This is a genomic window from Streptomyces vastus, assembly GCF_039532825.1.
Taxonomy (GTDB): domain Bacteria; phylum Actinomycetota; class Actinomycetes; order Streptomycetales; family Streptomycetaceae; genus Streptomyces; species Streptomyces vastus.
In genome coordinates this window covers 22,182-48,410 of sequence record NZ_BAAASJ010000001.1, presented here as the reverse complement: position 1 = coordinate 48,410, position 26,229 = coordinate 22,182, and the positions used below count along the sequence as shown (strand labels likewise).

Genomic DNA, 26,229 nt, shown 5'->3' with positions numbered 1-26,229 from the left:
AAGCCACCGGGCATCCCGGAGGGAGGACGTCATGCTCACGTTGGGCGACATGTGCGCGGAGCCTGACTTCTCGCTGCGTTTCGTCGACGGCAGCCCGCCGGCCGCCGACCGGGTCGTCGATGCCGTACGGGTGCTGCCGGGGACCTCATGGCATCGGGATCCGCTCGGGGACGCCGGCGACGAGCTGGTGGTGATCCGCCCGTTCGGGGACGGGCCCGCCGACCGGCAGTCGGGCAAGGACAAGGCCAAGCAGGCGGCCGAGCGGCTGCTGCGGGAGCTGGCACGGCAGCGGGCCACGGCCCTTGTCGTGGCCGTCGACCGGCACGGGCCCGCGTCCGTTCCGGCGGCGATCCGCATCTCGGCGGCCCGGCTGAACCTGCCGCTGCTGACCACGACGAAGTCGCTCCAGCAGTGGAGCGAACTGGCCCCGCGGCTGCGCGAGTACCGCCGCCGGCACGCGGAGTGGCAGGCCGAACAGCTCGCCGCCCTGCTGAACCGGCTGCCCGACCGGCTCGACGACGCGGACGTGGCGGTCATGCAGCGGGTCGCCGACTGGCTGGCGGCAGCGCTGGAGGGGGAGGTGCTGGTCAGCGATCCGCAGCGGGGTGTGCTGGCCGCGTCGCCGGCGACGGCGCCGGGGACGTTTGCGCCGCTGCTGATGGCCCGGAGCGTGGAGCCGTCCGGTGCCGCGTCGCCGAACACGCGGTTCGTTCCGCTCGCCGGTGCGGGTTCGGGCACGGTGCTTGCGGTGACGGCGCGCCGCCCGTTCGACGATGCTGGGACCGATCTGACGCGGCACGCGGCCAAGGTGCTGGGCCTGATCGACCAGGCGGGCGGACGCCACCACCAAGTGGCCGATGCCGAGCGGGAGTTGAAACTGAGCGCCTTCCAGCTGCTCATGATCGGCGAGGAGGCCGCCGCCCAGCGGGTGATGGCTCCGCTCGCGCCGGGACTGCTCGACATGGAGTCCGTCCGGGTGTACGTGATCGACTGCGCGGACGAGGACCGGGAGATCACCGCCCGGCTCGGTGAACGCGCGGTCGCCGACCACGCGTTGCTGGTGCGCTGCCCCGCCTTCAACCACCTGATCGTGCTCGACCCGGCGCGCGACGGCGCCCCCGGGAACGCGTACGACTCTTCGGACATGCCGTCAGGTACGACTTCAGGGACGCCGTCAGGTACGACGCCGGGGACGCCTTCGGAGACGGCCGAAGCCCTGCGGCGGATCGTCACCTCGCTGCCCAGCCACCGTATGGGCGGCAGCCGGGTGCGCGAGCTGGGCGAGGTCGCGGACGCCTACGAGGAGGCTCGTAACGCCCTCGCGCAGGCGAGCCGGCTGCCCGACCGGGTAGCGCTCGCCGAAGACCGGATGCATCTCGTTGACGTCCTGCCCCCGAAGACGGCACGCCGCTGGGCCGGAACGCTGCTGCATCCGCTGCTGACCCTGCCCATGAGCCGCCGTGATCAGCTGCTGCGCACCCTGGACCTGGGCCTTGAGGTCCGGCACAAGGCGGCCGGCCGGCTGCTGGGCATTCACCGCAACACGGTGACGCACCGCATGAACACCTGCTTCGACCTGCTGGGCCTCGACCGCGACAGCGTCCTGAACCAGATCGTGGTCTCGGCGGCCCTCAAGATCGTCATCGCGCACGGCCACGACGACCTCTCGACCGACCCGGAGGCCGACTTCGTGGCGATGGTGTCCGTACCCGAGGTGCGGGCCTGGGCGGAGTCGTTCCTGCGCCCGCTGAAGGACGACCCCCGCGACCTCCCACGCACCCTGCGCGCCTGGCTGGAGAACGACACCCACGTGGAGTCGACGGCCACGGCTCTGGACATCTCCCCCGTGACGGTACGCGCTCACCTCCGCACCGCCGCCCCCCTCATCCAACGCGAACTCACCTTGGACCTGGACGGCGACAGCCTCCCCGACGACGACGAACACGTACTGAGCGGAGTACGCCCGTTGGCCTTCGCCCTCCACGCCACGACGGGCCACACCCTCCTGCCGTCCCGCCCTGTGCACGACTGACGAATCCGTCCTTCCGGTTGTGCCTGAGAGCCGCCGCTCGTGCACCGCATGGGTGCGACCCCCGGTAACCGTGCACACGTGACGTGGCACGGACCGCCGGCGATGCCTAGCGTGAGCGTCGTTCGTTCCTCTGCCGGGGGAGAAACGGGGGACGAGACGGGGGAACGTATGTCCGGGGCGGGGTGATCTCACTCCCGCCCCGGACATACGGACGACTGGGCGGCCCGAGGGGGGGGAGAGCCCGGGCGGCCGGTTCGCCTGCGTCAGAGGGCCACGAGATCGACGACGTTGATCACGACGTGGCGGTTCGATACGACGTACGTGATGAATCCGCCCTTGAAAGCAGCCGACCAGCTGTTGTCACGGTTGCTGATCGCAGGCGGATCGAACGGGTTCAGGCTGAGCTGTTTCTCGAGTTCCTCCAGCGCCGCACGCTGCGGCGAGGCCAAGGCCGCCTTGCAGTGTGCCGCACGATCCACGTACCTGATGGCGTACGCGCTCACCCAGACCTGCCCACATCAATGGGCTGGTTGTCGGCGTCGTACGCACTGCCGTCCGCGTCGCGGAAGATCATGCTCTCGGTGTCGCCCTCAGCCATGGCCTTGACGGTCTGTTCCACCTCGTCGAGGTAGCCGGGCGTCGCGCAGGCGCAGGCGAAGGGGAACCACTTGTCGATCACGTCGTCGAGCGCCGAGTGATCGAAGTCCGCCGCCGCGCTCAGCCAGTCCTGCTCGAAGGCCTGCAACCAGTCGGGGCGCCGCTGCAGCGCTGCGCGAATCGCCTCCGGCGTTCTCTCGCAGGAGTTCGGATCCACCTCGTGGGCCATGATCGGTTTCTCTTCTCCGGCGTGGGGCGTGTGTGGTGACCGGAGCTCCACGGTAGAGCGTTGCGGGTGTTGATCGCTGATGGATACGACTGTCACGGTTACTCGCCTCGGCAATCGGTCATCTGGATGCGCGCGCCCCGGCTGGTCGCGATGCGCAGTACGTCTCCCAGGGACTCCGTTGCCCTCGTGAGCGCGAAGCGCACGGCTCGTTCTCCGGCCTTGGCGTCCGCGAGCACTGCTTTGGCTCCAGCGAGTACCTGTTCCCCGGAGTGGAGTTGAGCCGTTTCTACGTCGTCGGCGAGCAGGGAGAGTCTGCTCTCGTCGTTGTCGGTGCTGAGGTAGCAGGGTTTGCCCTCGGGGGTTGTCCAAGGCAGCAGGCGGAGGGTCGTCATGCGGGGAGCTCCACTCCATGGATGCGGCGGGGGCCGACGTCGATGCCCTGCACGGCCAGCCAGAGCTCGCGGCGGCGTCGGCGTTGCAATCGCTCTTCCCGGCAGGTCAGTTGGGGCGAGGTCGCTCGATGGCGGCCCCGTGCGGGCAGCAGTACTCGTAGCAAAGCCATCAGCAGTGACTCGCAGAGTTCCGCGATACATGCGCTCATGTCGGCGCTCCTTTTTGCCTGTTGGCGTCGTCGTGACGAGCAGTGATTACCGTTCGTGCCCAGATCGTCACAGGCTCGGCGTACTCTGCGGAAGAGGTTCGGTGTTGCCTGGGGCGCCAGGCAACGGGGAGGGGTGACATGGGCGAAGTCGTTGACGGAAAGCGGGAGTCGGGGCGCGCTGTGCTCGGGCGGACGCTGAAGTTCCTGCGCGAGCAGGCCGGGAAGTCGCTGGGGCAACTGGCCGAGGAGACCGGGTACGACAAGAGCTACCTGAGCCGCCTGGAGTCGGGGGAGCGGCTGTCCAAGGTGACGGTCATGGAGGACCTGGACGGGTATTACGGGGCCGGTGACCTGCTGGTCAGGCATTGGCAGGCGGCGCGGTTCGATGCCTTCAAGGACCAGTACAAGGAGTTCATGGAGCTGGAGGCGACGGCTCGGGTCATGTGGAAGTTCACGCTGGGTGTGCCGGGACTTCTGCAGACCGAGGACTTCGCCAGGGAGGTGTTGTCTGGGCCCCAGACAACACTGGAGGGCGAGGACTGGGTGGAGGAGCAGGTGGCGGCCCGCCTCGGGCGGCAGTACCTGCTGCGGCAGAAGCCGGAGCCGAGCGTCCGCATCATCATGGACGAGTGCGCGTTCCGCCGCCGCGCGGCCGTCCCGAAGACCTGGGAAGAGCAGTTGCTCCGCATCGAGGCCGCTGCGTTGTGGCCCAACGTGACGCTTCAGGTGCTGCCTTTCGCCGTCGGGCTCCATCACCACATGGCCGCATCGCTGACCCTGCTGTGGCAGAAGGACGGCAGTGGTGTTGCCTACGTGGAAGGCAACGCCTGGGGCGAGTTGATCGAGGAACCGGACGGGGTCCTGCGGCACCGACTGTCCTACGATCGGCTCCGGGACCTCGCGTTGTCCCCGTCGGACTCGCTCGCGTTCATCAGGGACGTACTGGAGGAGCACAGATCATGAAGCACACCCCAGACCTCAGCGCCGCCTTGTGGCGTAAGTCGAGCTACAGCGACGGGGGAGACAACAACTGCGTCGAGGTCGCCGACGGCTATCCCGGCATAGTCCCCGTCCGCGACAGCAAGATCCCGGAGGGCGGCGTGCTGGTCTTCGAGGCGTTGTCGTGGTCCGCGTTCGTGGGCGGAGTGAAGGAGACCGCGTGATCCCCGACTTCAGCACCGCTGTCTGGCGCAAGTCGAGCTACAGCGAAGGGGGAGCCAACGACTGCGTCGAGGTCGCCGACGGCTACGTCGGCATAGTCCCGGTCCGCGACAGCAAGGTCGCTGCGGTCCGTCCGCTGGTCTTCTCGGCCGTGGCCTGGTCGGCCTTCGTGGAAGAGGTCAAGGGCGAGACGAGGGCGAACACCATCGGGTGAAGGGGGCGGAAACTGAGGTCCTCGCGGGCTGTGGCGTGGTTATGGTGGAACCATGGCAGAGAACACGACCATTCAGGTGTCCCGGCAGGCCCGCGACCATCTCGCCCAGGTCGCCAAGGAGCGGGGGATGACCCTGGGGCAGCTCGTCGAGGAGTTGGCCTCGCAGCAGCCCACGGCGGAGCAGATCGCAGAGCGCGTGGCGGCTGACCGGCAGGTTGTCCGCGAAGTGATCGGCGTTGACATCAGCGACGAGGAATTCGACCAGGCGCCTGACGTACTCGGCAACATCTACAAGATCGCTGCCGAGAAGGTCCGTATGGCGCGTGGAGCTGCTGCGTGATCATTCTGGACACCGGTGCCACCCGTGCCCTCGCAGACGGGCACAAGACCCTGAACCTCCTCGTCGGGAACATGGCGCACACTCCGGGCGACGTCCTCCGCATTCCCGCCCTCTGCCTGATGCAGGCGGAGTCGGAAGATGCAGGAGTTGCGCGGAAGGTGCTCGCGTTCTCCTCGGTGGTCGTCGATGACCTGAACACGGTCGCGTCGGTCACCGTCGGCACCATGATCCGGGACGGCTACGGCGGTGCGGACACCTGCCACGCTCTGTACTGCGCCCTGCCGCGCCCCGAGTTCACAGGGATGTCGATCCTGCTCACGGACCGGGATCAGACCTACCCCCCTGGCGTAGTCACCGTCGACATCGACTCCCCCGGCATGCTCGGCTTCTACTGACCTCTGCACCGGACCATGAACGAACCCCAACCGGTCGTCCCTCCCATGCCCGAGCGGCCCCCGACAGCGCTGCGCAGGGTCATTGCCGAGGACGCGCTCCGCCTCCTCCCCGACTTCGACAGAAGGGCCGCCTCGAGCTGACAGCCGGGGCGGTGGCCGTGTTCCGTTCGGGCAGCGTCCTTTTGCGGCATCGGCCACCCGGCCGTGCCGAAAACCCTGACAGCAAGCGTCACGCCTGAACGGTGGGGCGAACGTTGATCTCGCCGATCTCGACGTCGCCGGGCTGCTCGATGGCGAAGGCCACCGCGCGGGCGACCGCCGCCGGAGGGATGCCCATCGCGTCCATGGTCTTGCGCGTCTGCTCGCGGATGTGCGGGTCTGCCATGGAGTCGGCGAGATCGGTGCGGATGTATCCCGGCGAGATGGCTGTCGTGCGCACCACCCCGTCGGTGGACTCCGTGCGCAGTCCCTCGTGGACGGTGCGCACTGCGTTCTTGGTCGCGGCGTAGACGGCCATCGAGGGGGAGGCGCCGTTCAGGCCGGCCACGGAGACGATGCTGACCAGGTGGCCCGACCCTTGCTCGCGGAAGACGGGCAGCGTGGCGGCGACGCCGTTGAGCATACCGCGAAGGTTGACATCGATCATGGCCGACCAGCTTTCGGTGTCGAGGTCGGCCAGCGGGCTGATCGGGGCGATGCCGGCGTTGTTCACCAGTACATCGATACGGCCGTACTGGTCGATGGTGGTGGAGACCAGGCGCCGCAGGTCCTCGGCCCGGGTGACGTCGACGACGCACGTGGCGGCACGGCCCCCTTCCTCACGGATGTCCTGCGCTATGGCGTCGATGCGCTCGCTGCGGCGCGCTGCGAGGACGACCGCGGCGCCGCGCTGGGCGAGCAGACGGGCCGTGGCTTCACCGATGCCGCCGCTCGCTCCGGTGATCGCGACGATCTTGCCGTGAAGAGAGAGCACTACTGCCTCCAAGTAAAATGGACACGTGTCCGGTGCGTGGCCCACCCTACCGGACACGTGTCCACTTGTCAGAGGCGGAACATCAGGAGAGGCCTATGAGTGCGCCGGCACGCCGTCCGGACGCGGTGCGGAACCGGACCCGCATCGTGGAGGCCGCCCGCGCGGCCCTCGCCGAGTCCCACCACGTCCACCTCAACGAGATCGCCAAGCGCGCCGGCGTAGGACAGGGAACGCTCTACCGGAACTTTCCCAACCGCGAAGCGCTCCTCGCCGAGGTCTACCGGCGCGACGTCGAAGAACTCGTGACCGCTGCCTCCGCTCTGCTGGCGGAACACGAGCCCGTGGAAGCCCTGCGTCACTGGCTCGACCGAGTGATCGACTACGCCGAGATCAAGTACGGGGTCCTGGCAGCGCTCGAACCGGCGGCATGGCAGGACCTGGTCGCCCACAGCCAGAACCCCATCGAAGGCGCCCTCGGTCAACTGCTGGACGCCGGGAAAGCGGCCGGTTCCATCCGCGCGGACGTGGACGCCCACGGGGTCCTCCTGCTCATCGCCTACCTCGGCCGACTGGACCGGGATGAGTGGGAATCAACGGCACGGCCTCTGATGAACGTCGTCCTCGACGGCCTTCGCCGACAAGCCGCGGACCGGTGAGGGCAGCAGACCACCGAGGACATTCTGAACAGGTGTTGATCACGGCAGCTCCGGCGGCGGCGTAGGCGCCCCCGGCAGCCGTATCGTCGCCACCGTTCCGCCGCCCTCCGCAGGGGTCAACACCACCTCGCCGCCCGCCTGTTGGACCGTACGAGCCACGATCGACAGGCCCAGGCCCGAGCCGGGCAGGGCGCGGGCCGACGGGGAGCGCCAGAAGCGGTCGAAGACGTGGGGGAGTTCTTCCGTCGGGATGCCGGGGCCGTGGTCGCGGACCGTCAGTTCGCCGGCCTTGAGGGTCACGTCGATGGTGGCGCCGTCCGGGCTGAACTTCACCGCGTTGTCCAGGACGTTCACGATGGCCCGTTCCAGGGCGGTCGGTTCGGCGCGTACGTACCAGGGCTGGAGGTCCGCCGTGATCGTCAGCTCCGGGCCGCGCAGGCGGGCGCGGCGGAGCGCCGACTCCACCGTTTCCTGGAGGTCCAGGATCTGGACGCGGTCGCCCTGCTGGCCCGAGTCCGAGCGGGACAGTTCCTGCAAGTCGCCGATCAGGGACGCCAGTTCGCTCATCTGGGCCTTCACGGAGGACAGGAGCGCCTTGCGGTCCTCCGGTGGGATCGCCCGGCCCGTCTCCTCGCTGCGGCTGAGGAGTTCGATGTTCGTGCGGAGTGAGGTCAGGGGCGTACGGAGTTCGTGGCCGGCGTCCGCGATCAGCTGCTGTTGCAGGTCGCGGGACGAAGCCAGCGACGCCGTCATCGAGTTGAACGAGCGCGAGAGGCGCGCGATCTCGTCCTCGCTGTCGTCCTCCACCGGGATGCGGATGGTGAGGTCTTCGGTGCGGGCTACGTGCTCGACCGCGTCCGTGAGTTGGTCTACGGGGCGGAGGCCGGCGCGGGCGACCCAGAGGCCGGCCACTCCTGCGCCCACCACTCCGATGCCGGAGACGGCGAGGAGGAGCAGGGCGAGTTCGTTGAGGGTGGACTCGGTGCTGTTGAGGGGGAAGGCGATGAGGAGGGCTGTGTCCTCGGCCACAATCTGGTTGCCGATGCTCAACTCGCCGATGGGAACGGTCAGCACGCGTACGGGATTGCCGTCGCTGTCGGTGCCGTTGCGGAATCGCGCGTCGTCGGAGGAGGCGTTCTCGATCACGTCGATGTCGCTGTCGGTGACTTTCACTGTGCCCGCGGAGTCGTCGAAGACGCAGGGGGTGCCGTCAGCCCTGACCAGCTGGAAGTAGTAGTCGTTCCGGTGCGGGAAGCCATCCACGCCCCTCGGTGTCTCGGGGCAGGCGCTGAGGAGCGTCTGGATCTGAGTGATCGACTGCGGCTTGCGCGACTTCGCCGTCAGATCCTCGTTCAGCTCGTCGTACAGCTTCCCTTGCACAATGAACCAGCAGGCCACCGACACCGCCGCCACCGCGAACGCGACCGCCGCCGCGACCAGCAGCGCCAGGCGCGAGCGTATGGGCAGCGACCGGACGCGCCGTACGACCTTCGTGACTCCGTTCACTCCGCGCCGCCCGATCGCAACACATACCCGACACCCCGCACCGTGTGCACGAGGCGCGGCTCGCCGCCCGCCTCGGTCTTGCGGCGCAGGTACATGACGTACACATCAAGGGAGTTGGAAGACGGCTCGAAGTCGAAGCCCCAGACGGCCTTGAGGATCTGCTCGCGGGTGAGGACCTGGCGCGGGTGCGCCATGAACATCTCCAGCAGCGTGAACTCCGTGCGCGTGAGCTCCACTTGCCGCCCGCCCCGCGTGACCTCGCGCGTGGCGAGGTCCATGCGGAGGTCGGCGAAGGTCAGGGCCTCGTTGTCCTGGGCGGCGCCCGCCACGGACGCCGCGTACGAGCTGCGGCGCAGCAGGGCGCGGATCCGGGCGAAGAGCTCGTCGAGTTCGAAGGGCTTGACCAGGTAGTCGTCGGCGCCGGCGTCGAGCCCGGTCACGCGGTCCCCGACTGTGTCGCGGGCGGTGAGCATGAGGATGGGCGTGGTGGTGCCGGCGCCGCGCATCCGGCGGGCGGCGGTCAGTCCGTCCATGCGGGGCATCTGGATGTCGAGGACGACCAGGTCGGGCTGGTACGCCGTCGCCTTCTCCAGGGCGTCCGCACCGTCGACGGCAACCTCGGTGTCGTATCCCTCGAAGGCGAGGCTGCGCTGGAGTGCTTCACGCACCGCGGGCTCGTCGTCGACGATCAGGATGCGCTGGATGTCACGGTCGCCTTCGGCGGAGCTCATCGGAGTTCGTTCCTCGGGTGGGATAGGTGGTGGGGGCCGGTTCGAGCCGCCTTCAGCGTCGCATGTTTCCGGGAACGTTTGCGGCGTCGTACGGATCAAGCTCGTAAACCGGCTCAACTCCGTACGGTACGGCGGCGGGCCGACGCCCTGCGCGCGGGCCGGGCGGCGGTGGCGGGCGCCGGGACCACCTCGGGCGCTCGCGCAAGCGGCGGGTGCAGGGCGCGGGCCACCTCGAGGGCGAGGGCGAAGGCGGCGGGGTCGGTGTGGGCGGGCAGGACAGCCTCGCCTGCCGCGCCGTGCGACACCTGCTTGATCGATACGTTCCTGGTCATGGCGACCTCCAAGGTCGTCCGGAGCTGCTGAGTGGCGGCTCGGTCGGGGCTGAGCCGTGGCTTCTCAGTTGTCCGAGCCGCCGGCGCGCAGCGTGTCGAGGTCGGACTTGACGGTGTTGATCGGGATGGCGAAGCCGAGGCCGGCGCTGCCCGCGCTCGCCGAGGTGGCCGAAGCCGGCGAGTACATCGCGGAGTTGATGCCGATGATGTTGCCGTTCATGTCGATCAGCGCGCCGCCGGAGTTGCCGGGGTTGAGGGAGGCGTCCGTCTGGAGCGCCTTGTACGTCGTCGTCGACGAACCGGTGTCACCGTTGAACTCCTGGCCGCCGAAGCCGAACGGCCACTGGCCGTTGCCGCCGCCCTGGCCCTGCCCCTGGTCCTCGTCCGTGGAGACGGTGACGTCGCGGTCGAGCGCGGAGACGATACCGCTGGTGACGGTGCCGGTGAGGCCCTCTGGGGAGCCGATCGCCACGACCTCGTCGCCCACCTTGACGCCGTCGGAGTTGCCGAGCGTCGCGGCCTTCATCCCGGAGGCGTCCTTCAGCTTGATCAGCGCGAGGTCCTTCTTGCTGTCGGTGCCGACGACCTCCGCGGAGTACGACTTGCCGTCGCTCGTCCTCACCTTGATCGAGTCGGCGCCGGAGACGACGTGGTTGTTGGTGATGATCTCGCCGTCACTGGTGATGATCACGCCGGACCCGGTGGACTCGCCCACCGCGGAGGTCGCGCTGATCTCGACGATGCTCGGGCTGACCGCCTGGGCGACCCCGGCGACGGTGCCCTTCTGGCTGGTGGGCACAACGCTCGTGGTGGTGCTGGTCGTGGCGACGTCGTTGCCGCCGCTCAGCTCCTGGAAGGCGTACGCGGTGCCACCGCCCACGGCCGCGGCGGCTATCGCCACGGCGGCCAGCAGCGCCAGCGGACCCCGGGCACGCCTGCGGCGGGAGGCGCCGGCGGAGACCGGCTCGGCGAGCAGAGCGGTGGGGGCGGCGGCCGGTTGCGAGGGGTCGTGCGACACCGCGGCGTTGTACGTCGGCTCGTGTGCCGAGGCCGAGTTGCGCATCGGGTCGTGTGCCGAGGCCGCGTTATGCGTCGGCTCGTGCGACTGCGCCGGGTTGTGCGCCGGCTCGTGCGACTGCGCCAGGTTGTGCGCCGGCGGCTCGTACGCCGGCGGAGGCGGCCACTCCGGATTTACGGGGGAGCCCGCGGAGGCTCCCGCGAAAGCGGAGGGTTCCTGCTGTGAAGTGGCGTGCTCCTGCTGGGAGTACGCGGACTGCTGCTGCTGTTCGCCCTGGGGGTACTCGCCGTTGCGGCGGAAGCTCTCGGTCATGACTCAGATCTTGGCGCGTAAGCATGAGAGCTCCCTGAGTGCTCCCTGAGAAGCCCGCCAGAACCGCGTTTGCCCGATATAAAGCCGCCCGGCCTGTGAAAGGGGTCCCGACAGACGTCGTACGCCGGACCCGGCGGCCTCAGTTGCAGCCGCAGGACCGCCGTACCACCAGCCGTGAGGGGAAGAGCTTCAACCGCTCCCGGCGAGAGCCGACCCGCACCCCGTCGTCGAGGACCAGGTCGACCGCCGCGCGCGCCATAGCCGAGCGGTCCGAGGCGACTGTCGTCATCGGCGGATCAGTGAGCGCGGCTTCCTTGATGTCGTCGAAGCCGGCGACCGCCAGCTCGCCCGGTACATCGATACGCAGCTCACGCGCCGCCCGCATCACACCGACCGCCTGGTCGTCCGTCGAGCAGAAGATCGCGGGCGGCCGCTGCGGCCCGGCGAGCAGCTTCAGGCCGACCTGGTAGGCGTCGTAACGGTTGTAGAGCGCCTCGAAGAGCCGACCCTCCGTGGACTTCCCGGCCTCGTGCATCGCTCGCCGCCACCCCTCGACGTGGTCGGAGACGGGGTCACCGACCGTGGGGGTCTCCGCGACGCCGCCCAGACAGGCGACGTACTCATAACCGTGTTCCAGGAGATGGCGGGTGGCGAGCTCGGCGCCGCCTATGTCGTCCGTCACGACAGCGACGTCGTCGATCGCCTCGGGCCGCTCGTGCAGCAGCACCACCCGGGCGTCCCACGCCTCGATCTCGGCGGCGGCCAGATCGTTCAGCGCGTGGCTGACGAGAATCAGCCCGGAGACCCGCATCCCGAGGAAGGCCCGCAGATAGTGGACCTCGCGCTCGCCGACGTAGTCCGAATTGCCGACGAGCACCATTTTTCCGCGCTCGGAAGCGGCCTGTTCGACCGCGTGCGCCATCTCGCCGAAGAACGGCTGGCGCGCGTCCGGCACGATCAGGCCTATGAGGTCGGTCCGCCGCGAGGCCATGGCCTGGGCGACCCGGTCGGGCCGGTACCCCAGCTCCTTGATCGCGGCGAGAACGCGCTCGCGCGTGGCCGGGGCGACCGGCCGGGGTCCGTTGTTGATGACATAGCTGACGACGGCGGTGGAAGTACCCGCCAGTCGCGCCACATCATCCCGAGTCACCTTTGCCACGCGCGGAGTCTACGCGGATGGACCTACCTCTGGGCAGGGCGTACGGCGGCTTCCTCGTCCTCCGCCGTGAGCCCGGCGTCCGAGGTGGCGTCCAGGTGTGCCGTCTCGTCCACATCGTCCGGCTTTGGCCGGTCTGCCGGGGCCTTCGCCTCGGTCACGGTGCGGTCCAGCTTCTCCGGCGTAACGAATCGATAACCGACGTTCCGGACGGTTCCGATCAGCGACTCGTGCTCCGGACCGAGCTTCGCGCGCAGCCGCCGGACGTGCACGTCGACCGTTCGAGTGCCGCCGAAGTAGTCGTAACCCCAGACCTCCTGCAGGAGCTGGGCGCGTGTGAAGACGCGACCGGGGTGCTGCGCGAGGTACTTCAGGAGCTCGAACTCCTTGAAGGTCAGGTCCAGGACCCGGCCCTTCAGCTTGGCGCTGTAGGTCGCCTCGTCGACGGACAGGTCGCCATTGCGAATCTCCATGGGGGAGTCGTCGTTGACGATCTGCTGGCGGCCCATGGCCAGCCGCAGCCGCGCCTCGACCTCCGCCGGACCGGCGGTGTCGAGCAGCACGTCGTCGATGCCCCAGTCGGCGGTGACGGCGGCGAGGCCGCCCTCCGTCACGACGAGGATCAACGGACAGCCGGGACCGGTCGACCGCAGCAACTGGCACAGGCTGCGCACCTGCGGCAGATCACGGCGGCCGTCGATGAGGATGACGTCGGCACCAGGGGTGTCGACAAGAGCGGGGCCCTCCGCCGGAGCCACCCGCACGTTGTGCAGAAGCAGGCCGAGGGCGGGAAGCACCTCCGTCGACGGCTGAAGGGCATTGGTCAGGAGCAGCAGAGAACTCATCGTGTCCCACCTACCCGGGTCGTCCTACGGTCGTGCATGGTTCGCTCGCCCATAACGTCTGGTTCCTCCTCGGTCCCTGCGAGGACGTTTACGGCACTGCTTCGAACTCTTTGCGGCTCCCGCGCCCCCGGGTGCCGCGGTTCGCGCTTTCGCGTCGTATACAGCGTTCGTATACATAGCTCCAGAAAGCACAAAAGGACCCGGGGGCTACGCTGCCCGAGTCCTCATGCCCAGCAGAATAGCCCACATGAACCAAGGTCCGGCAGGTCGTGTGACGCGATCTTTCAATCGTCCACTACCTGAGACAGCCCGGCGAGCCGAGCGGCGGAGATTTCTGCGCACGGTCGACGGGGTGACGATCGACGCCATGTACGAGCCGGAAAAGGGCACGTCCGCGCCCTCTACCGGTCTTTCTTCCGGCCCTTCCGGCGAGCTCGCGATCGTCATCGCACACGGTTTCACCGGGGATCTCGACCGGCCACACGTACGCCGGGTGGCAGGCATCCTCGCGGAGCACGCGGCCGTCGTCACGTTCTCCTTCCGGGGCCACGGGGCGTCCGGCGGGCTTTCCACGGTGGGCGACCGGGAGGTGCTCGACCTGGCGGCGGCGGTCGCCTGGGCACGAGAGCTCGGCCACACCCGCGTCGCCACGGTCGGCTTCTCGATGGGCGGATCCGTGGTCCTGCGGCATGCGGCGATGCACCGCCGGGGGCCCGCCCAGGAACAGGTGGGGCGCACGGGAGCGTATACAGACGCGGTGGTGTCGGTGAGCGCCCCCGCCCGCTGGTACTACCGCGGTACGAAGCCCATGCGCCGACTCCACTGGGTGGTGACCCGCCCGCTGGGCCGCACGATCAGCCGCTACGGCCTGCGCACCCGGATCCACCACCGTGACTGGGACCCGGTCCCCCTCTCCCCGGTCGAGTCGGTCCCGCTGATCGCCCCCACCCCCCTGCTGATCGTCCACGGCGAGCTGGACGGCTACTTCCCGCTGGACCACCCCCGGATGCTGGCCGCCGCGGGCGAGGGCCACGCCGAGATGTGGCTGGAGGCGGGCATGGGGCACGCGGAGCACGCGGCGGACGATGCGCTGCTGGGGCGGATCGGTGCGTGGGCGGCTTCGGCGTCCGGCTAGCCTGGCCGTGTCGACCGTCACCGATGACACGCTGACTCACTTACTGACTACTGAACTACTGACTGACTCACTGATCGAGGAACCTGATGGCACAGGGCACGGTGCGTTACTGGGCCGCCGCCAAGGCCGCCGCCGGCGTGGCCGAGGAGCCGTACGAGGCGGAGACCCTCGCCGAGGCGCTCGACGCGGCGCGCGAACGACACCCCGGCGAACTGGTCCGCGTCCTGCGGCGATGCTCGTTCCTCATCGACGGTGACCCCGTGGGCACCCGCGGACATGAGACGGTACGGCTGGCCGAGGGCGGCACGGTCGAGGTGCTCCCGCCGTTCGCAGGAGGGTGACGGGCATCATGAGCAACCAGCAGTGGGGGTCCCCCCGCTCGAGCGACGCCGACGGTGGGGGAGGGTCCCACGAGGGCCACGACCCCCATGAGGGGCACGACTCCCATCAGCAGCAGCCCCGCTGGCCCGGGCAGCAGCCGTCCGACGAGGACGCGCAGCAGCAGACCCAGCAGTGGGAGGGGCAGACGTGGGAGACGCAGACGCATGCGCGTCCTGCGGGGGTTGTGCCTCCGGCTGCGGCTCCGAATGCGACGCCGGCTCAGGCTCCGGCAGAGCCGGTGTATGGGACGGGGCAGGGGTACGGGGTTCAGGCTTCGGGATGGGGCCACGGGGCTGAGGGGTACGGGGCTCAGGCCCAGGCGTCGGGGTATTCGACGGGGTATGGGGCGCCGGCTCAGGCGTCTGACCAGCAGTCTCAGGGGTACGGGGCTCAGGCTCAGGCTCCGGCTCCGGCTTGGGATCACGCCAACCAAGGCCAGAGCCAGGGGTACGGGCGTGGGCACGTGCAGGGGCCCGCGTACGGGGACTTCGCGCCGGCGTCCGCGTCCGCTGCTGCAGCTGCATCCGGACCTTCGCCCATGGCGGCAACTGCGCCCGCTTCGGCGGCAGTTGACGATCAGGCTGCCGCTGCCTCCGGCCCCACCCCCGCGTACGGGCCGCCCACGCTCACCGGAAACCCCCGGGTCACCGACGCCCAGCGGGCCCGTGCCGAGGGGCGTTCGCCGATCATCGAACCGGGCGGGCAGCCGGCCGTGCTGACGGCGGTGCTCGGGTTGCTGCTCGCGGGAACGGCGGCGATCGGCGAGTACGCACTCGTCGTCCCGCTGGTGATCCTGCAGGCGGTGACCGCGGCGGGCTGGTTCCGGCTGAACGGCATGTGGCCCGCCCGGCAGGGCATCGCGCTGGCCTTCGCGGGCGCGCTCACGGCGGACGCCGTGCTGCTGGCGGCCGGGCGCGAGAACGCTCCCGCCGCCATCCTCGGCACCCTCGGCGTCTGGGTCCTGCTCACTCTGGTCCTCCAGCTCCGCAGCCACGCCGAACCCGACGAGCGCATGTACGGCCTGATGGCCACGGTCGCCTCGGCGGCGCTGGCCATCCTCGCGACGGGCCACCTCGCGGCGGCCTCGGACGCGGTGACGGTGGGCGGGGCGGCGGTAGCGGCGGCGGTCCTGGCCCGCGCGCTTCCCCTCCCGACGCCGGCGTCGCTGCTCGTCGCCCTGCTGGCGGCAGGAGGTGCGGGTCTCGCGGCCGGCGTTCTGACAGACCTGGGCGCGGGCGGTGCCCTCCTCGGCGCCGGGGCCGGAGCCTGCGCCCTCATCGGCCACCGGGTCGCCAGCTACGACTACCCGTCCCGCTTCGTCCACTTCACGGCGGGGGTGGCCCTGCCGCTGGCGGCGGCGGCTCCGGCGGTCTATTTGCTGGGCAGGGCGCTGGGCTGAGGGCCGGGTTGTCTCGCCCCCGCCGCCCCTACCCGTCCCATCCCGGGGCCAGGCCCCGGAGCCCCGCTGGGGGCTGCGCCCCCAGACCCCTTCGGGGCTGCGCCTCCGGACCTCATCAGGGGCTTCGCCCTGGACCCGCTTGGGGGCTGCGCCCCTGGGCCCGCTCGGGGCTGCGCCTCCGGACCTCATCAGGGGCTTCGCCCTGGACCCGCTTGGGGGCTGCGCCCCTGGGCCCGCTCGGGGCTGCGCCCCGGACCCCGTTTCGGGGGCCAGCCTCCGGACCCCCGCTCCTCAAGCGCCGGAGGGGCTGATTTTGTGTGGCCGAACTTTGTCAGCGCAAACTTTGTCAGCGCAGGCCCGCATCAACCAGCCCGTCTGGGGGCACCTCCCAGCGGTAGCTGGGGGAGTTTGAGGACGAGGCCGTTGAGGCCGATGGGGGTCTGGGGGCGCAGCCCTCAGCGGGGTCCAGGGGCGGAGCCCCTTGGTATGGGACGGGTAAGGGCCGGGGGGCGACCAACCTCCCACCCGAGTTACCCTCGCTCGACGGCCACCAGAGGCCGTCGATGCCGAGGTGGGGGAACACCAAGACATGCGCGCACTGCGGATACTTCTGATCGTCGCCGTCATCCTGGGCGGGCTCTTCGTCGTCGCCGACCGCGTAGCCGTCGGCTTCGCCGAGGACGAGGCCGCGGACAAGCTGAAGACCAGCGAGGGCCTGGCCAGCACCCCCGACGTGTCGATCAAGGGCTTCCCCTTCCTCACCCAGATCGTCGGCGGCGAACTCGACGAGATCGAGGTCGGCATCCAGAACTACGAGGCGGACACCGGTGGCACCGCACAGAACACCGGCCCCGACAAGATCCGTATCGACGACCTCACCGCCCAGATGCGCGGCGTCGCCTTCTCCGGCAACTACAGCTCCGCCACCGCCGCCTCGGCCACCGGCACCGCCACGATCTCGTACGACGAACTCCTCAAGGCCGCCAAGTCCGAACCCGTACAGCTCGCGAGCGGAGTCACCGCCGAGGTCGTCGGCCTCTCCGACGGCGGCAACGGAAAGATCAAGGTCGAGGTCGAGGCCACCGTGCTCGGCGCCAAGCTCCCCCAGCCCGTCTCCGTACTGAGCACGGTCAGCGTCGAGGGCGACACCGTCACGGCACGCGCCGACGCGCTCCCCAACCTCGGCGTCCAGCTCGCCGAGGACAAGGCCCGCACGGTCACCGACTTCCAGCAGCGCATCGACGGCCTCCCCGGCGGCATCAAGCTCGACAAGGTCGAGGCGGCACCGAACGGCGTCGACATCACGGTGAAGGGTTCGGACGTCACGCTCGTCGGGTAGGACGGCAGGCGGGTACGACGACCGATGGGCTGACGACGGATGCGCCGTTGTCCGAAAGGCGAGACGTCCCCGTCCGCGAAGCAGATGTGAGGAAGGAGACGGGTCCGCAATGGCCCGTATGGGCTCGACTGGACGGGATTTCCACAGCTCCTCGTTCCGCATCGCGGACAATCACGTCTCACCATCCGACACGCCGGTGACATGCCAGCCCCACCCTCCCTACGATCGACCTCATGAAGCGACAGCAGGCGGATCTGACGAAGCGGCGGGCAGTAGACCTGTGCCGTGTCGCCGCCATGCTCTGTCGCACCTTCTGAGCGGAAGCGTCGGCTTCCGCGATCCCCGGGCCCCTTGACGCGCTCACCAGGTCAGGGCCACCCCTGTGCGCCACGTACGCCCCGCTGTCATGCGCGTACCGCACCCACTCATCGACGCACCGCCCCGCCGCAACTGCCCCGGAGGAGAAACAGAATGAGCCGCAGCGACGTCCTGGTTGACGCGGACTGGGTCCAGGAGCACCTGGACGACCCGAGTGTGGCCGTCGTCGAGGTGGACGAGGACACGTCCGCGTACGACAAGAACCACATCAAGAACGCGATCCGCATCGACTGGACCAAGGACCTCCAGGACCCGGTCCGCCGTGACTTCATCGACCAGGAGGGCTTCGAGAAGCTCCTGTCGGAGAAGGGCATCGCCAACGACACCACGGTCGTTCTCTACGGCGGCAACAACAACTGGTTCGCCTCGTACGCCTACTGGTACTTCAAGCTCTACGGCCACGAGAACGTCAAGCTCCTCGACGGCGGCCGCAAGAAGTGGGAGCTGGACTCCCGCGACCTCGTCGACGGCGCCCAGGTGCCGAACCGCCCGAAGACCGAGTACAAGGCCAAGCCGCAGGACACCTCGATCCGCGCGTTCCGTGACGACGTCGTCGCCGCGATCGGCGCCCAGAACCTGGTCGACGTCCGCTCGCCCGACGAGTTCAGCGGCAAGCTGCTCGCCCCGGCCCACCTGCCGCAGGAGCAGTCGCAGCGCCCCGGCCACGTGCCGAGCGCCCGCAACATCCCGTGGTCCAAGAACGCCAACGACGACGGCACCTTCAAGTCGGACGACGAGCTCAAGGAGCTCTACGCCGAGGAGCAGGTCGACCTCGCCAAGGACACCATCGCGTACTGCCGCATCGGTGAGCGCTCGGCCCTGACCTGGTTCGTCCTGCACGAGCTGCTCGGCGTCGAGAACGTCAAGAACTACGACGGTTCCTGGACCGAGTACGGCTCCCTCGTCGGCGTGCCGATCGAGCTCGGCGCCAACAAGTAAGCCCCGACCCTTCAACTACCTCTCAGACCTCTCAGGAGCAGCACATGTGTGGAGCGAAGGCCGGCGGCCCCGACGCCTCGACGATCAAGCCCGGTGAGACCACCATCCAGGGCCAGGTGACCAAGGACGGCGAGCCCGTGGTCGGCTACGTCCGCCTCCTTGACTCGACCGGCGAGTTCACCGCCGAGGTCCCGACCTCTGCGACCGGACAGTTCCGCTTCTACGCGGCCGAGGGCACGTGGACCGTACGCGCCCTGGTCCCGGGCGGCACGGCGGACCGCACGGTCGTCGCCCAGACGGGCGGGCTGGCCGAGGTCGCGATCGCCGTCTGATCGCCGTTTGAACGGTCTGACGGCACGCACCGTATGAACGGCTGAAGGGCCGCACCCCAGGGGGTTGGACGCCACCACTTGTGATCGGGGTGCGGCCCTTCAGCTTGCCCGGAACTCCGGGCCTACGCTGGAGATATGTACGCACGACGGCGTCACGCCTACTTCGCCATGATGGGCACGTGCATCGGCCTCTTCGTCCTGGCCTGGGGAGTCGTGCGGCTGTGGTCCATGCCCGTGGCCATCGGGATGTGCGTCGTGGCGATGGTGATTCCGCCGCTCGCAGCCATGGTGGCCAACCGGCGCGGACCGGAGGACCGCTGGTGGGACGACCCGTCCGGAGACCCGAAGTCCGACGAATGGTGGGACGAACTGGACGGCAAGAAACGGCGCCGTTAGAACGGGCTCATGACTCGTACGAAGGTGTCCACTGTGGTGCTCGATGCGCACGATGCGCATCAACTGGCCGATTTCTACGTGCGGTTGCTCGGGTACGAGGTACGCGCGGACGAGCCTCACTGGGTACTCGTCGGGCCCACGGACGGGGATGGCGTCTCGCTCGCCTTTGAGACCGAGCCCGAGTACGTCCCGCCCGTCTGGCCGACCAGGAGGCCCGGCGACCAGCAGATGATGCTGCACCTCGACATCGAAGTCGACGACCTGGAGCGCGAGACCGCGCGGGCCGTCGCCGCGGGCGCCACGCTCGCCGACTACCAGCCGCAGGACGACGTACGGGTGCTGCTGGACCCCTCCGGGCACCCCTTCTGCCTGTGGACACAGACAGGTCAGTAGACGAGCGCCTGGGTGTCGTCGGCCAGCGCCTCCTGCACGAAGACCTGCGCCCCCGCGATCCGTACGCCCTCGATCACGTCCTTCTCCGTGATGTCCCGCCGTGCCGCGCACTGCGTGCACAGCGTGAGCCGGCCTCCGGCCAGCACCGATTCGAGCAGGTCGGGGAGCGGAGCCGCGTGCGGCAGCTCGAACTCGGCGGCGCGGCCCGGCAGCGCGAACCACGCCGACTCGCCGGTCAGCCACAGCGAGACGTCCACCCCGCTGGCCACGGCGACCGCAGCCACCGTGAACGCCTGCGAGCATCGCTCGGGAGCATCCGCCCCGGCCGTCACCTTGATCACGAGCTTCTTCGCCATGGTCGAATGGTAGTCCGATGTAGTCCGAACCGTGATCAACCACGGTGCAACCCCATGCGTCGGCCGGCGGTCTCCTGTGCGCGGATACGGAATCCCCACTTCACCTTCTGTGGAGGCGCGCCTTGGAAGTCTCGGAAGTACCCGACGTGCCGAAGGGCCAGAGGAACCCGGAGAACTCGGAGGTCTCACCGGAGGCCGCGGCGTCCGAAGCCGCGCCGCGAGCGCGCCGGCGCGGCCGTACGGCTCTGCTCGTCGCCGGTGCCGCCGCGCTCGGGCTCGTCGCCGGCACGTGCGTCGGATATCTCGTACAGGCGGAGCGCGATCCCACGAAGCTGCCCCCGCTCTCGCAGCCCACGCTCGCGCAGGCCACGGGCAAGGGGCCCGAGCCGCTCTCCGCCAAGCAGGACCGGAAGGTGAAGGTCAACGGTGACCTGCGCGAGCTGTTGCTGAAGAAGCCCAGCGGGGCGAAGGACGCCGACTACCTCGGGGACGACGACGGCTGGATGGACCTCGCCACGTACGCGGGCAACTTCGAGAAGCCGGAGTACGCCTTCAGTGACTTCCTGAGTAAGGAGTTCCGCCGCGTGGCCGTCACGGGCTGGGACGAGGGCGACGACTACGCCGTCGAGATCCGCCTGACACAGTTCCACCAGGAGGAGACCCTCGGTGCCCGCGAGAGCACCGATGACGACCGCTACTGGGCGGGGACCGAGAAGAACGTCAAGTCCTGGCCCATCCCCGGCACCGGCGACGGCGCGGCGTACGTGTACACGCAACCGGAGTCGGATCCGGGCTACCTGCCGTACTACACGGCCGAGGCGCACGCCTGGCGCGGCGACATCGAGATGGAGATCTGGATGGTCGCCGCCAAGCCGGTCCCCAAGTCGAAGATCATGGACCTGGCCAAGCGGCAGATGGAGCGGCTGTGACCGAGATTCCCACGAGCGGAGACGGGCAGCCGGAGGAGAGTCCCGCGGCTCCCGAGGACTCCGCGACAGCCGCGCCCACGAAGAAGCCCGTGCGACGTGGCCGTGTCGCCGCCATCGCCGGTTCCGTCCTGGTGGCCGCCGCGGTCGTTGCCGGGACCGGCTACACCGTCGTGACCGTGAAGGACGCCGACCGGGACGCGGGCGCTCCCGTCTGGAAGTTCCCGAAGGCCAAGGCGGACGCCGGGAAGACGGCTGCCGCGTCCGGGCTCGTCGGCATGCTCGTGCCGTACGACACCGAGGTGTGGACCCGGGGTCCGGACCTCGGCGAGTACGGCTCCGACGCCCTGCTCAGCGGCGAGGAAGCCACTGCCCTGCGCAAGAAGACGCTGCGCGACCTGCCCCGCTCCCAGCGGCGGCAACTGGAGCGGCAGGTCGACAAGCAGCACATCAAGGGCATCGCGATGCGCAGCTACCTCAACGCGGAGAGCCTCAACCACTCCGTGGACGATCACGCGGGCTACACCGCGAGCATCGAGCTGATCCAGATGGACAAGGGCGCAGTCAAGAACATTGCCGCCTTCCAGCGGGACTTCCTCGACATCCTGGACGTCTTCCGCAAGGGGCCGAAGATCGAGGGCCACAAGGACGCCGAGTGCTTCCTGCCGCCCAGGGACGGCAGGGGGAAGCTCGACACGATGTTCTGTTCCGCGTACGAGGGAGACGTACTGATCAACGCCACCGCGTACGGCGTCGAGCCACTGGACACCGAGGGGGTCGCGAAGCTCCTCCGCGCGCAGCTCGACCGGATCTCCGAGCCGGGGGAGGCGGTATGACCGAGCAGCCGGAACAGACAGGGCAGGCAGGGCAGGCGGGGCAGCCGACGGTGACCCAGGAAGCGGCACCGGCGGCACCCGCGACATCTGCGCCACCCGGGATACCCACTACCTCCGTACCCCCCATGCCCGTAGCCCCACCCGCGTTCGCGTTCGCCGACCCCCCGGCGCCCGAGAAGGCGCGTAAGGATCGCCGAGTCCTGCGCGCCGTGCTCCGGTGGACTGCCGCCACCGTGGTGTTCGCGGCGGTCGGTACGTCGGCCACGTACGGCATCACGGAGATGAAGCGGACGGACGTACCCGGCCTCGCGACCGAGTCGGACGGCCGCTGGGAGTACCCGGTGCTCACCAGGCCGCCGCTGCCGTCGGGCAGCCCGGCCCCCTTCGCCGACGAGAACACGGCAGGCGCACACCACGCTGACCTGCGCGAACTCGTGCTGCCCGCCCCCAAGGGCGCGAAGGCCGACAAGGCGCTGCGCGGCGAGGACGGCTGGCTGGCGACGGAGGACTTCCTCACGGAGTTCCCGTCGGAGGAGGACAGCAAGGAGCTCCGGCAGCTGCTCACCGACAACGGCCTGCGGCACATCGCCGCCCGGGGCTGGACCGTGCCGGACGGCACGCATACGCGGATCTACCTGCTGCAGTTCGATACCGCGGCCGTCGCCGAGAAGCTGCGCTTCCGCGGGTTCGGCTACCACAACAGGCCGCCGTTCGCGGTGCGCGGCGCCGAGGGGTCCGTACTCGACGCCGGGTTCCGGGCCGCCTCCCAGGTCGACGACGTCGATCGCTCCGCGTACGTCGAGTCCGAGCCGTACGGCGCCGAGCAGATCCGCCATGCGTACCTCGGCGCCGCTGACACCATCGCGCTGGTCATCCAGTCCAGGAAGGGCACCGCGAAGGCCGTCCCCTTCCAGCAGACGGTGGTGCTCCAGGCTCAGCTCCTCGGCTGAGCCCCACAGCCCCACCACCCCCGCCAGGCCCCGCCAAGGCACACCTCGCCACAGGTGCCGGGCCCCCTCCGCGTAAGCTGGGGCCCGGCCTTGTGTACTGCCCGACCCGCTCATCCGAGGAGCAACCCCGTGGAGATCTTCTTCGAAATCCTGCTGGTCCTGGTCGCTGTGGGCGTCCTCGCCTTCACCGGACTGGCCGTGAAGAAGCTGTACCAGGGCCAGCGCTGACCCCGATTGACCTTCTGACGTCCCCGACGAAAAGCTGCTCATGATCGAGATCCCGTCCGACCTCCACAAGGACCTGGTCCCCCTCGCCTTCCTGCTCGGCAACTGGACCGGCGCGGGCGTGCACGACTTCCCCGGTGCCGAGAAGTGCAACTTCGGCCAGGAAGTCAGCTTCAGCCACGACGGGCGGGACTTCCTCGAGTACCACTCGCGCACCTGGGTCCTCGACTCCGAGGGCAACAAGGTGAAGCCGCTGGAGACCGAGACCGGTTACTGGCGTATCGACTCCGACCGCAAGGTCGAGGTCGTGATGGTCCGCGACGACGGCGTCGTCGAGGTCTGGTACGGCGAGCTGGCCGACAAGAAGCCCCAGATCGACCTGGCGACGGACGCGGTCGCGTGCACGGCGGCCTCGGGCCCGTACAGCGGCGGCAAGCGCCTGTACGGCTACGTCAAGAGTGACCTCATGTGGGTCGGCGAGAAGCAGACCCCCGAGGTCCCGCTCCGTCCTTACATGTCCGCCCAGCTCAAGAAGGTCGTCACCCCCGAGGACGTCGAACGCTGGGCCAAGGTCCTCCCGGACGACATGCCGGACGACGGGATCGCCTTCTTCAAGTAGGCAGCCTGCCCCTCGGCTTCACAGTGGCCCCCACCCTCGTGTGCTGGGGTCACTGCATGTTTCGGTGCCGGCTCGGGGTTAACAGATTTGTTCAGCAGTCCACTGCAGTTGCGCGGTTGAGAAAGCGCGCGGGCTGCTCAGGCACCGGATCGCTGTCGGCGACATCCTCGTGACACGCACCGGAACCATGGGACGGGCGGCACTTGTCACGGAGCACGAGCACCAGTGGCTCTACAACTCCCATTTGCTGCGCGTGCGACCGCACGATCTGACACAAACGCCGTACCTCGTCGCCTACCTCGCCCGCCGGGCAACGGCCGACTGGCTGGAGCGCCGGGCCGTCGGAACCACCGGCATGCGGTCGATCACCGTACGAACCCTGTCGGATCTGCCGGTCATGCTTCCACCGCTGGACAAGCAACGGGAAATCGGAGCCGCCCTGGCCGCGGTGGACGAGAAGATCAGGGCTCATGAGGAAATCGTCCGGACGACCAGCGCCCTGCGCGACACCCTCTCGGATCTCCTGATGTCGGGTCGGCTGCAAGCCCGTCCGTGATCAGCGTTGACACTTCTACACTGGGCCTGTGGTGAGCACCGGAAGCAGTGCCGAAGGCACTGACTGGAAGAGTGATCTGCGGCAGCGCGGGTATCGGCTGACGCCGCAGCGGCAGCTTGTGCTCGAGGCTGTGGACGCGTTGGAGCATGCGACGCCCGACGACATCCTCGTGGAAGTGCGGAAGACGGCGTCGGGGGTCAACATCTCCACCGTGTACCGGACGCTGGAGCTTCTGGAGGAGCTCGGGCTGGTGTCGCACGCCCACCTCGGGCACGGGGCGCCCACGTACCATCTCGCGGACCGTCATCACCATCTTCACCTGGTGTGCCGGGACTGCCGGAACGTCATCGAGGCGGATGTGTCGGTTGCCGCCGAGTTCACGGCGAAGCTGCGGGAGAGCTTCGGGTTCGACACCGATATGAAGCACTTCGCGATCTTCGGCCGGTGCAAGGACTGCGCGGGCAAGAGCGCGAGCAGGAAATAAAACAGGTAACTACTCGGTCGTAGGCTGTATGCCCATGAAGAGTCCTCTGCTGTCCCTGCCCGGTGCCGTGCCCGCCGAGGGTGTGGACGAAGGCGTCGCCGCGCACTACGGCGACCTGTTCCGCGAACAGCGTGCCCTCGCCGACGGCACGGGTTTCGTCGATCTCTCGCACCGCGGCGTCGTCACCGTTTCCGGAGAGGACCGGCTCAGCTGGCTGCACCTGCTGCTCACCCAGCACGTCTCCGATCTCCCGCCCGGCCACGCCACCGAGGCGCTGGTCCTCTCCGCGCACGGCCATGTCGAGCATGCGCTGTATCTCGTCGACGACGGGACGACCACCTGGGCGCACGTGGAGCCCGGCACCCAGGACGCGCTGATCGCGTACCTGGAGTCGATGAAGTTCTTCTACCGCGTCGAAGTCGCGGACCGGACGAGCGAGTTCGCGGTCGTGCATCTGCCGGCCGGTTCCATCGCCGAGGTGCCGGAAGGCGTCGTCGTACGCGAGATGTCGTACGGGCGTGATCTGTTCCTGCCTCGCGGCGACCTGGAGTCGTACGCGGCGGACGGCGAGAAGCACGGCCCGGTCGCCGGGATCCTGGCGTACGAGGCGCTGCGCGTCGAGCAGCACCGGCCGCGGCTCGGTTTCGAGACCGACCACCGGACGATTCCGCACGAGCTGGGCTGGATCGGCTCGGCGGTACATCTGCAGAAGGGCTGCTACCGGGGTCAGGAGACCGTCGCCCGCGTGCAGAACCTGGGCAAGCCGCCGCGGCGGCTGGTCTTCCTCCACCTGGACGGCAGTGAGGTGCACCTGCCGCCGCACGGTACGGAGATCCAGCTCGCGGAGGAGGGCCCGGACGGGCGCAAGATCGGTTTCATCACGACATCCGTACGCCATCACGAGCTCGGCCCGATCGCTCTGGCTCTGGTGAAGCGGAACGTGCCGCTCGACGCACCGCTGATGGCCGACGCGACGGCCGCCTCGCAGGAGGCCGTGGTCGAGATGTAGGGCGCAGTCTGTCGCGGGGGCTACATCTCGAGCAGGACCGTGAACGGGCCGTCGTTCGTCAGCGATACGCGCATCTTGGCGCCGAAACGGCCCGTCGCCACCGTCGCGCCCAGGGAACGGAGCTGGGCGACGACCTCGTCCACGAGGGGTTCTGCGACGTCGCCGGGGGCGGCGGCGTTCCAGGTGGGGCGGCGGCCCTTGCGGGCGTCGCCGTAGAGAGTGAACTGGCTGATGACGAGCAGCGGCGCGGCGATGTCGCTGCAGGACTTCTCATCGTCGAGCATCCGGATCGACCAGAGTTTGCGGGCCAGTTGGGCCGCCTTCTCCTTGGTGTCCTCGTGGGTGACGCCCACCAGGACGCACAGCCCTTCGCCGTCGATCTCACCGACCGTCTCGCCGTCGACGACCACACTCGCGCCGTCAACCCTCTGTACCACTGCACGCATACGGACCATCATGCCGTGCGTCGGCTTGACCT

General features: G+C 69.1%; 36 protein-coding genes. 23 read left to right on the top strand and 13 right to left on the bottom strand.

Annotation, left to right across the window (positions count from 1 at the left end; all coding sequences use genetic code 11):
• Nucleotides 1-31 precede the first annotated feature (31 nt).
• Nucleotides 32-2,032, top strand: coding sequence for a helix-turn-helix domain-containing protein (locus ABD357_RS00315; protein ID WP_344386640.1), 2,001 nt, complete (start codon nt 32-34; stop codon nt 2,030-2,032).
• 263 nt (nt 2,033-2,295) lie between these two features.
• On the opposite strand, the gene ABD357_RS00310 is transcribed toward ABD357_RS00315, so the two are convergent.
• The 4 genes from ABD357_RS00310 to ABD357_RS00295 all read right to left on the bottom strand — a co-directional run bounded on the left by ABD357_RS00310 (nt 2,296) and on the right by ABD357_RS00295 (nt 3,459).
• On the bottom strand, nt 2,296-2,535 hold the full coding sequence (locus ABD357_RS00310; RefSeq protein ID WP_344386638.1) for a hypothetical protein: 240 nt from the start codon (nt 2,533-2,535) through the stop codon (nt 2,296-2,298).
• Nucleotides 2,532-2,858 carry a DUF6247 family protein gene (locus ABD357_RS00305; protein WP_344386636.1) on the bottom strand — a complete coding sequence of 109 codons (327 nt, stop codon included), beginning with the start codon at nt 2,856-2,858 and terminating at the stop codon, nt 2,532-2,534. The genes ABD357_RS00310 and ABD357_RS00305 overlap by 4 nt, the downstream gene beginning before the upstream one ends.
• 98 nt (nt 2,859-2,956) lie before the next feature.
• On the bottom strand, nt 2,957-3,250 hold the full coding sequence (locus ABD357_RS00300) for a hypothetical protein (protein WP_344386634.1): 294 nt from the start codon (nt 3,248-3,250) through the stop codon (nt 2,957-2,959).
• Complete coding sequence (locus ABD357_RS00295; protein ID WP_344386632.1) at nt 3,247-3,459, bottom strand: hypothetical protein; 213 nt, start codon at nt 3,457-3,459, stop codon at nt 3,247-3,249. The genes ABD357_RS00300 and ABD357_RS00295 overlap by 4 nt, the downstream gene beginning before the upstream one ends.
• Before the next feature lie 138 nt (nt 3,460-3,597).
• Here ABD357_RS00295 and ABD357_RS00290 point away from each other — a divergent pair, with 138 nt between their 5' ends.
• From ABD357_RS00290 to ABD357_RS00270, 5 genes are read left to right on the top strand one after another with little or no spacing between them, the layout of a single operon-like run.
• Complete coding sequence (locus tag ABD357_RS00290; protein ID WP_344386630.1) at nt 3,598-4,422, top strand: helix-turn-helix domain-containing protein; 825 nt, start codon at nt 3,598-3,600, stop codon at nt 4,420-4,422.
• Nucleotides 4,419-4,622: a DUF397 domain-containing protein gene (locus tag ABD357_RS00285; RefSeq protein WP_344386628.1), complete on the top strand. Its 204-nt coding sequence runs from the start codon at nt 4,419-4,421 to the stop codon at nt 4,620-4,622. The genes ABD357_RS00290 and ABD357_RS00285 overlap by 4 nt, the downstream gene beginning before the upstream one ends.
• Nucleotides 4,619-4,834: a DUF397 domain-containing protein gene (locus ABD357_RS00280; RefSeq protein ID WP_344386626.1), complete on the top strand. Its 216-nt coding sequence runs from the start codon at nt 4,619-4,621 to the stop codon at nt 4,832-4,834. Before ABD357_RS00285 ends, ABD357_RS00280 begins: the two co-directional genes overlap by 4 nt.
• A 52-nt stretch (nt 4,835-4,886) precedes the next feature.
• Nucleotides 4,887-5,174 carry a hypothetical protein gene (locus ABD357_RS00275; RefSeq protein WP_165343068.1) on the top strand — a complete coding sequence of 96 codons (288 nt, stop codon included), beginning with the start codon at nt 4,887-4,889 and terminating at the stop codon, nt 5,172-5,174.
• On the top strand, nt 5,171-5,569 hold the full coding sequence (locus ABD357_RS00270; protein WP_344386623.1) for a PIN domain-containing protein: 399 nt from the start codon (nt 5,171-5,173) through the stop codon (nt 5,567-5,569). The genes ABD357_RS00275 and ABD357_RS00270 overlap by 4 nt, the downstream gene beginning before the upstream one ends.
• Before the next feature lie 229 nt (nt 5,570-5,798).
• On the opposite strand, the gene ABD357_RS00265 is transcribed toward ABD357_RS00270, so the two are convergent.
• Nucleotides 5,799-6,542 carry an SDR family oxidoreductase gene (locus ABD357_RS00265; RefSeq protein WP_344386622.1) on the bottom strand — a complete coding sequence of 248 codons (744 nt, stop codon included), beginning with the start codon at nt 6,540-6,542 and terminating at the stop codon, nt 5,799-5,801.
• Between the two features lie 95 nt (nt 6,543-6,637).
• Here ABD357_RS00265 and ABD357_RS00260 point away from each other — a divergent pair, with 95 nt between their 5' ends.
• The gene (locus tag ABD357_RS00260; RefSeq protein WP_344386620.1) at nt 6,638-7,198 is read left to right on the top strand and encodes a TetR/AcrR family transcriptional regulator; all 561 of its coding nucleotides are present in this window, start codon (nt 6,638-6,640) and stop codon (nt 7,196-7,198) included.
• 39 nt (nt 7,199-7,237) lie between these two features.
• Here the strand turns inward: ABD357_RS00260 and ABD357_RS00255 are convergent, their stop codons facing one another.
• From ABD357_RS00255 to ABD357_RS00230, 6 genes are all read right to left on the bottom strand, one after another.
• Nucleotides 7,238-8,704 carry a sensor histidine kinase gene (locus tag ABD357_RS00255; protein WP_344386618.1) on the bottom strand — a complete coding sequence of 489 codons (1,467 nt, stop codon included), beginning with the start codon at nt 8,702-8,704 and terminating at the stop codon, nt 7,238-7,240.
• Nucleotides 8,701-9,435 carry a response regulator transcription factor gene (locus ABD357_RS00250; RefSeq protein WP_344386615.1) on the bottom strand — a complete coding sequence of 245 codons (735 nt, stop codon included), beginning with the start codon at nt 9,433-9,435 and terminating at the stop codon, nt 8,701-8,703. Before ABD357_RS00250 ends, ABD357_RS00255 begins: the two co-directional genes overlap by 4 nt.
• A 113-nt stretch (nt 9,436-9,548) precedes the next feature.
• Nucleotides 9,549-9,767 carry a hypothetical protein gene (locus ABD357_RS00245; RefSeq protein ID WP_344386613.1) on the bottom strand — a complete coding sequence of 73 codons (219 nt, stop codon included), beginning with the start codon at nt 9,765-9,767 and terminating at the stop codon, nt 9,549-9,551.
• A 64-nt stretch (nt 9,768-9,831) separates the two neighbouring features.
• On the bottom strand, nt 9,832-11,097 hold the full coding sequence (locus ABD357_RS00240; RefSeq protein ID WP_344386612.1) for a S1C family serine protease: 1,266 nt from the start codon (nt 11,095-11,097) through the stop codon (nt 9,832-9,834).
• Between the two features lie 139 nt (nt 11,098-11,236).
• The gene (locus tag ABD357_RS00235; protein ID WP_344386610.1) at nt 11,237-12,256 is read right to left on the bottom strand and encodes a LacI family DNA-binding transcriptional regulator; all 1,020 of its coding nucleotides are present in this window, start codon (nt 12,254-12,256) and stop codon (nt 11,237-11,239) included.
• A gap of 23 nt (nt 12,257-12,279) precedes the next feature.
• Nucleotides 12,280-13,098 carry a winged helix-turn-helix transcriptional regulator gene (locus tag ABD357_RS00230; RefSeq protein ID WP_344386605.1) on the bottom strand — a complete coding sequence of 273 codons (819 nt, stop codon included), beginning with the start codon at nt 13,096-13,098 and terminating at the stop codon, nt 12,280-12,282.
• A gap of 247 nt (nt 13,099-13,345) precedes the next feature.
• On the opposite strand from ABD357_RS00230, the gene ABD357_RS00225 reads away from it, so the two are divergent.
• From ABD357_RS00225 to ABD357_RS00190, 9 genes are all read left to right on the top strand, one after another.
• Complete coding sequence (locus ABD357_RS00225) at nt 13,346-14,233, top strand: alpha/beta hydrolase family protein (protein ID WP_344386603.1); 888 nt, start codon at nt 13,346-13,348, stop codon at nt 14,231-14,233.
• Between the two features lie 86 nt (nt 14,234-14,319).
• Nucleotides 14,320-14,574 (top strand): MoaD/ThiS family protein, encoded by a 255-nt coding sequence (locus tag ABD357_RS00220; protein WP_033324387.1) that lies wholly within the window; start codon nt 14,320-14,322, stop codon nt 14,572-14,574.
• Nucleotides 14,575-14,582: 8 nt separating this feature from the next.
• On the top strand, nt 14,583-16,013 hold the full coding sequence (locus ABD357_RS00215; RefSeq protein WP_344386601.1) for a hypothetical protein: 1,431 nt from the start codon (nt 14,583-14,585) through the stop codon (nt 16,011-16,013).
• A 589-nt stretch (nt 16,014-16,602) separates the two neighbouring features.
• Nucleotides 16,603-17,352, top strand: a complete 750-nt coding sequence (locus tag ABD357_RS00210) for an LmeA family phospholipid-binding protein (protein ID WP_344386600.1) — start codon at nt 16,603-16,605, stop codon at nt 17,350-17,352.
• 233 nt (nt 17,353-17,585) lie between these two features.
• A complete protein-coding gene (locus tag ABD357_RS44465; RefSeq protein ID WP_352376456.1) occupies nt 17,586-17,669 on the top strand; it encodes a putative leader peptide in 84 nt (27 codons plus the stop codon).
• A 154-nt stretch (nt 17,670-17,823) separates the two neighbouring features.
• Nucleotides 17,824-18,669 carry a sulfurtransferase gene (locus tag ABD357_RS00205; protein WP_328770672.1) on the top strand — a complete coding sequence of 282 codons (846 nt, stop codon included), beginning with the start codon at nt 17,824-17,826 and terminating at the stop codon, nt 18,667-18,669.
• Between the two features lie 44 nt (nt 18,670-18,713).
• The gene (locus ABD357_RS00200) at nt 18,714-19,001 is read left to right on the top strand and encodes a DUF1416 domain-containing protein (RefSeq protein WP_033324392.1); all 288 of its coding nucleotides are present in this window, start codon (nt 18,714-18,716) and stop codon (nt 18,999-19,001) included.
• A 135-nt stretch (nt 19,002-19,136) separates the two neighbouring features.
• Nucleotides 19,137-19,397 (top strand): DUF3099 domain-containing protein, encoded by a 261-nt coding sequence (locus tag ABD357_RS00195; protein WP_344386596.1) that lies wholly within the window; start codon nt 19,137-19,139, stop codon nt 19,395-19,397.
• A 9-nt stretch (nt 19,398-19,406) separates the two neighbouring features.
• The gene (locus ABD357_RS00190; RefSeq protein ID WP_344386595.1) at nt 19,407-19,790 is read left to right on the top strand and encodes a VOC family protein; all 384 of its coding nucleotides are present in this window, start codon (nt 19,407-19,409) and stop codon (nt 19,788-19,790) included.
• On the opposite strand, the gene ABD357_RS00185 is transcribed toward ABD357_RS00190, so the two are convergent.
• A complete protein-coding gene (locus tag ABD357_RS00185; protein ID WP_344386594.1) occupies nt 19,784-20,146 on the bottom strand; it encodes a DsrE family protein in 363 nt (120 codons plus the stop codon). The genes ABD357_RS00190 and ABD357_RS00185 overlap by 7 nt on opposite strands.
• 122 nt (nt 20,147-20,268) lie before the next feature.
• Between ABD357_RS00185 and ABD357_RS00180 the strand changes: the two genes are divergently transcribed.
• The 7 genes from ABD357_RS00180 to ygfZ all read left to right on the top strand — a co-directional run bounded on the left by ABD357_RS00180 (nt 20,269) and on the right by ygfZ (nt 25,751).
• Entirely contained in the window at nt 20,269-21,075 is an 807-nt protein-coding gene (locus ABD357_RS00180; protein ID WP_344386593.1) for a hypothetical protein, read from the top strand.
• Nucleotides 21,072-21,908 carry a hypothetical protein gene (locus ABD357_RS00175; RefSeq protein ID WP_344386592.1) on the top strand — a complete coding sequence of 279 codons (837 nt, stop codon included), beginning with the start codon at nt 21,072-21,074 and terminating at the stop codon, nt 21,906-21,908. Before ABD357_RS00180 ends, ABD357_RS00175 begins: the two co-directional genes overlap by 4 nt.
• A gap of 125 nt (nt 21,909-22,033) precedes the next feature.
• The gene (locus ABD357_RS00170; RefSeq protein WP_344386591.1) at nt 22,034-22,858 is read left to right on the top strand and encodes a hypothetical protein; all 825 of its coding nucleotides are present in this window, start codon (nt 22,034-22,036) and stop codon (nt 22,856-22,858) included.
• 268 nt (nt 22,859-23,126) lie between these two features.
• Nucleotides 23,127-23,702, top strand: a complete 576-nt coding sequence (locus ABD357_RS00165) for a heme-binding beta-barrel domain-containing protein (protein WP_344386589.1) — start codon at nt 23,127-23,129, stop codon at nt 23,700-23,702.
• 169 nt (nt 23,703-23,871) lie between these two features.
• Nucleotides 23,872-24,258, top strand: a complete 387-nt coding sequence (locus ABD357_RS00160; RefSeq protein WP_344386588.1) for a restriction endonuclease subunit S — start codon at nt 23,872-23,874, stop codon at nt 24,256-24,258.
• Between the two features lie 28 nt (nt 24,259-24,286).
• On the top strand, nt 24,287-24,742 hold the full coding sequence (locus tag ABD357_RS00155; RefSeq protein ID WP_344386587.1) for a Fur family transcriptional regulator: 456 nt from the start codon (nt 24,287-24,289) through the stop codon (nt 24,740-24,742).
• Nucleotides 24,743-24,776: 34 nt separating this feature from the next.
• Complete coding sequence (gene ygfZ / locus ABD357_RS00150) at nt 24,777-25,751, top strand: CAF17-like 4Fe-4S cluster assembly/insertion protein YgfZ (RefSeq protein WP_344386586.1); 975 nt, start codon at nt 24,777-24,779, stop codon at nt 25,749-25,751.
• 20 nt (nt 25,752-25,771) lie between these two features.
• On the opposite strand, the gene dtd is transcribed toward ygfZ, so the two are convergent.
• A complete protein-coding gene (gene dtd, locus ABD357_RS00145; protein WP_344386584.1) occupies nt 25,772-26,197 on the bottom strand; it encodes a D-aminoacyl-tRNA deacylase in 426 nt (141 codons plus the stop codon).
• Nucleotides 26,198-26,229 lie beyond the last annotated feature (32 nt).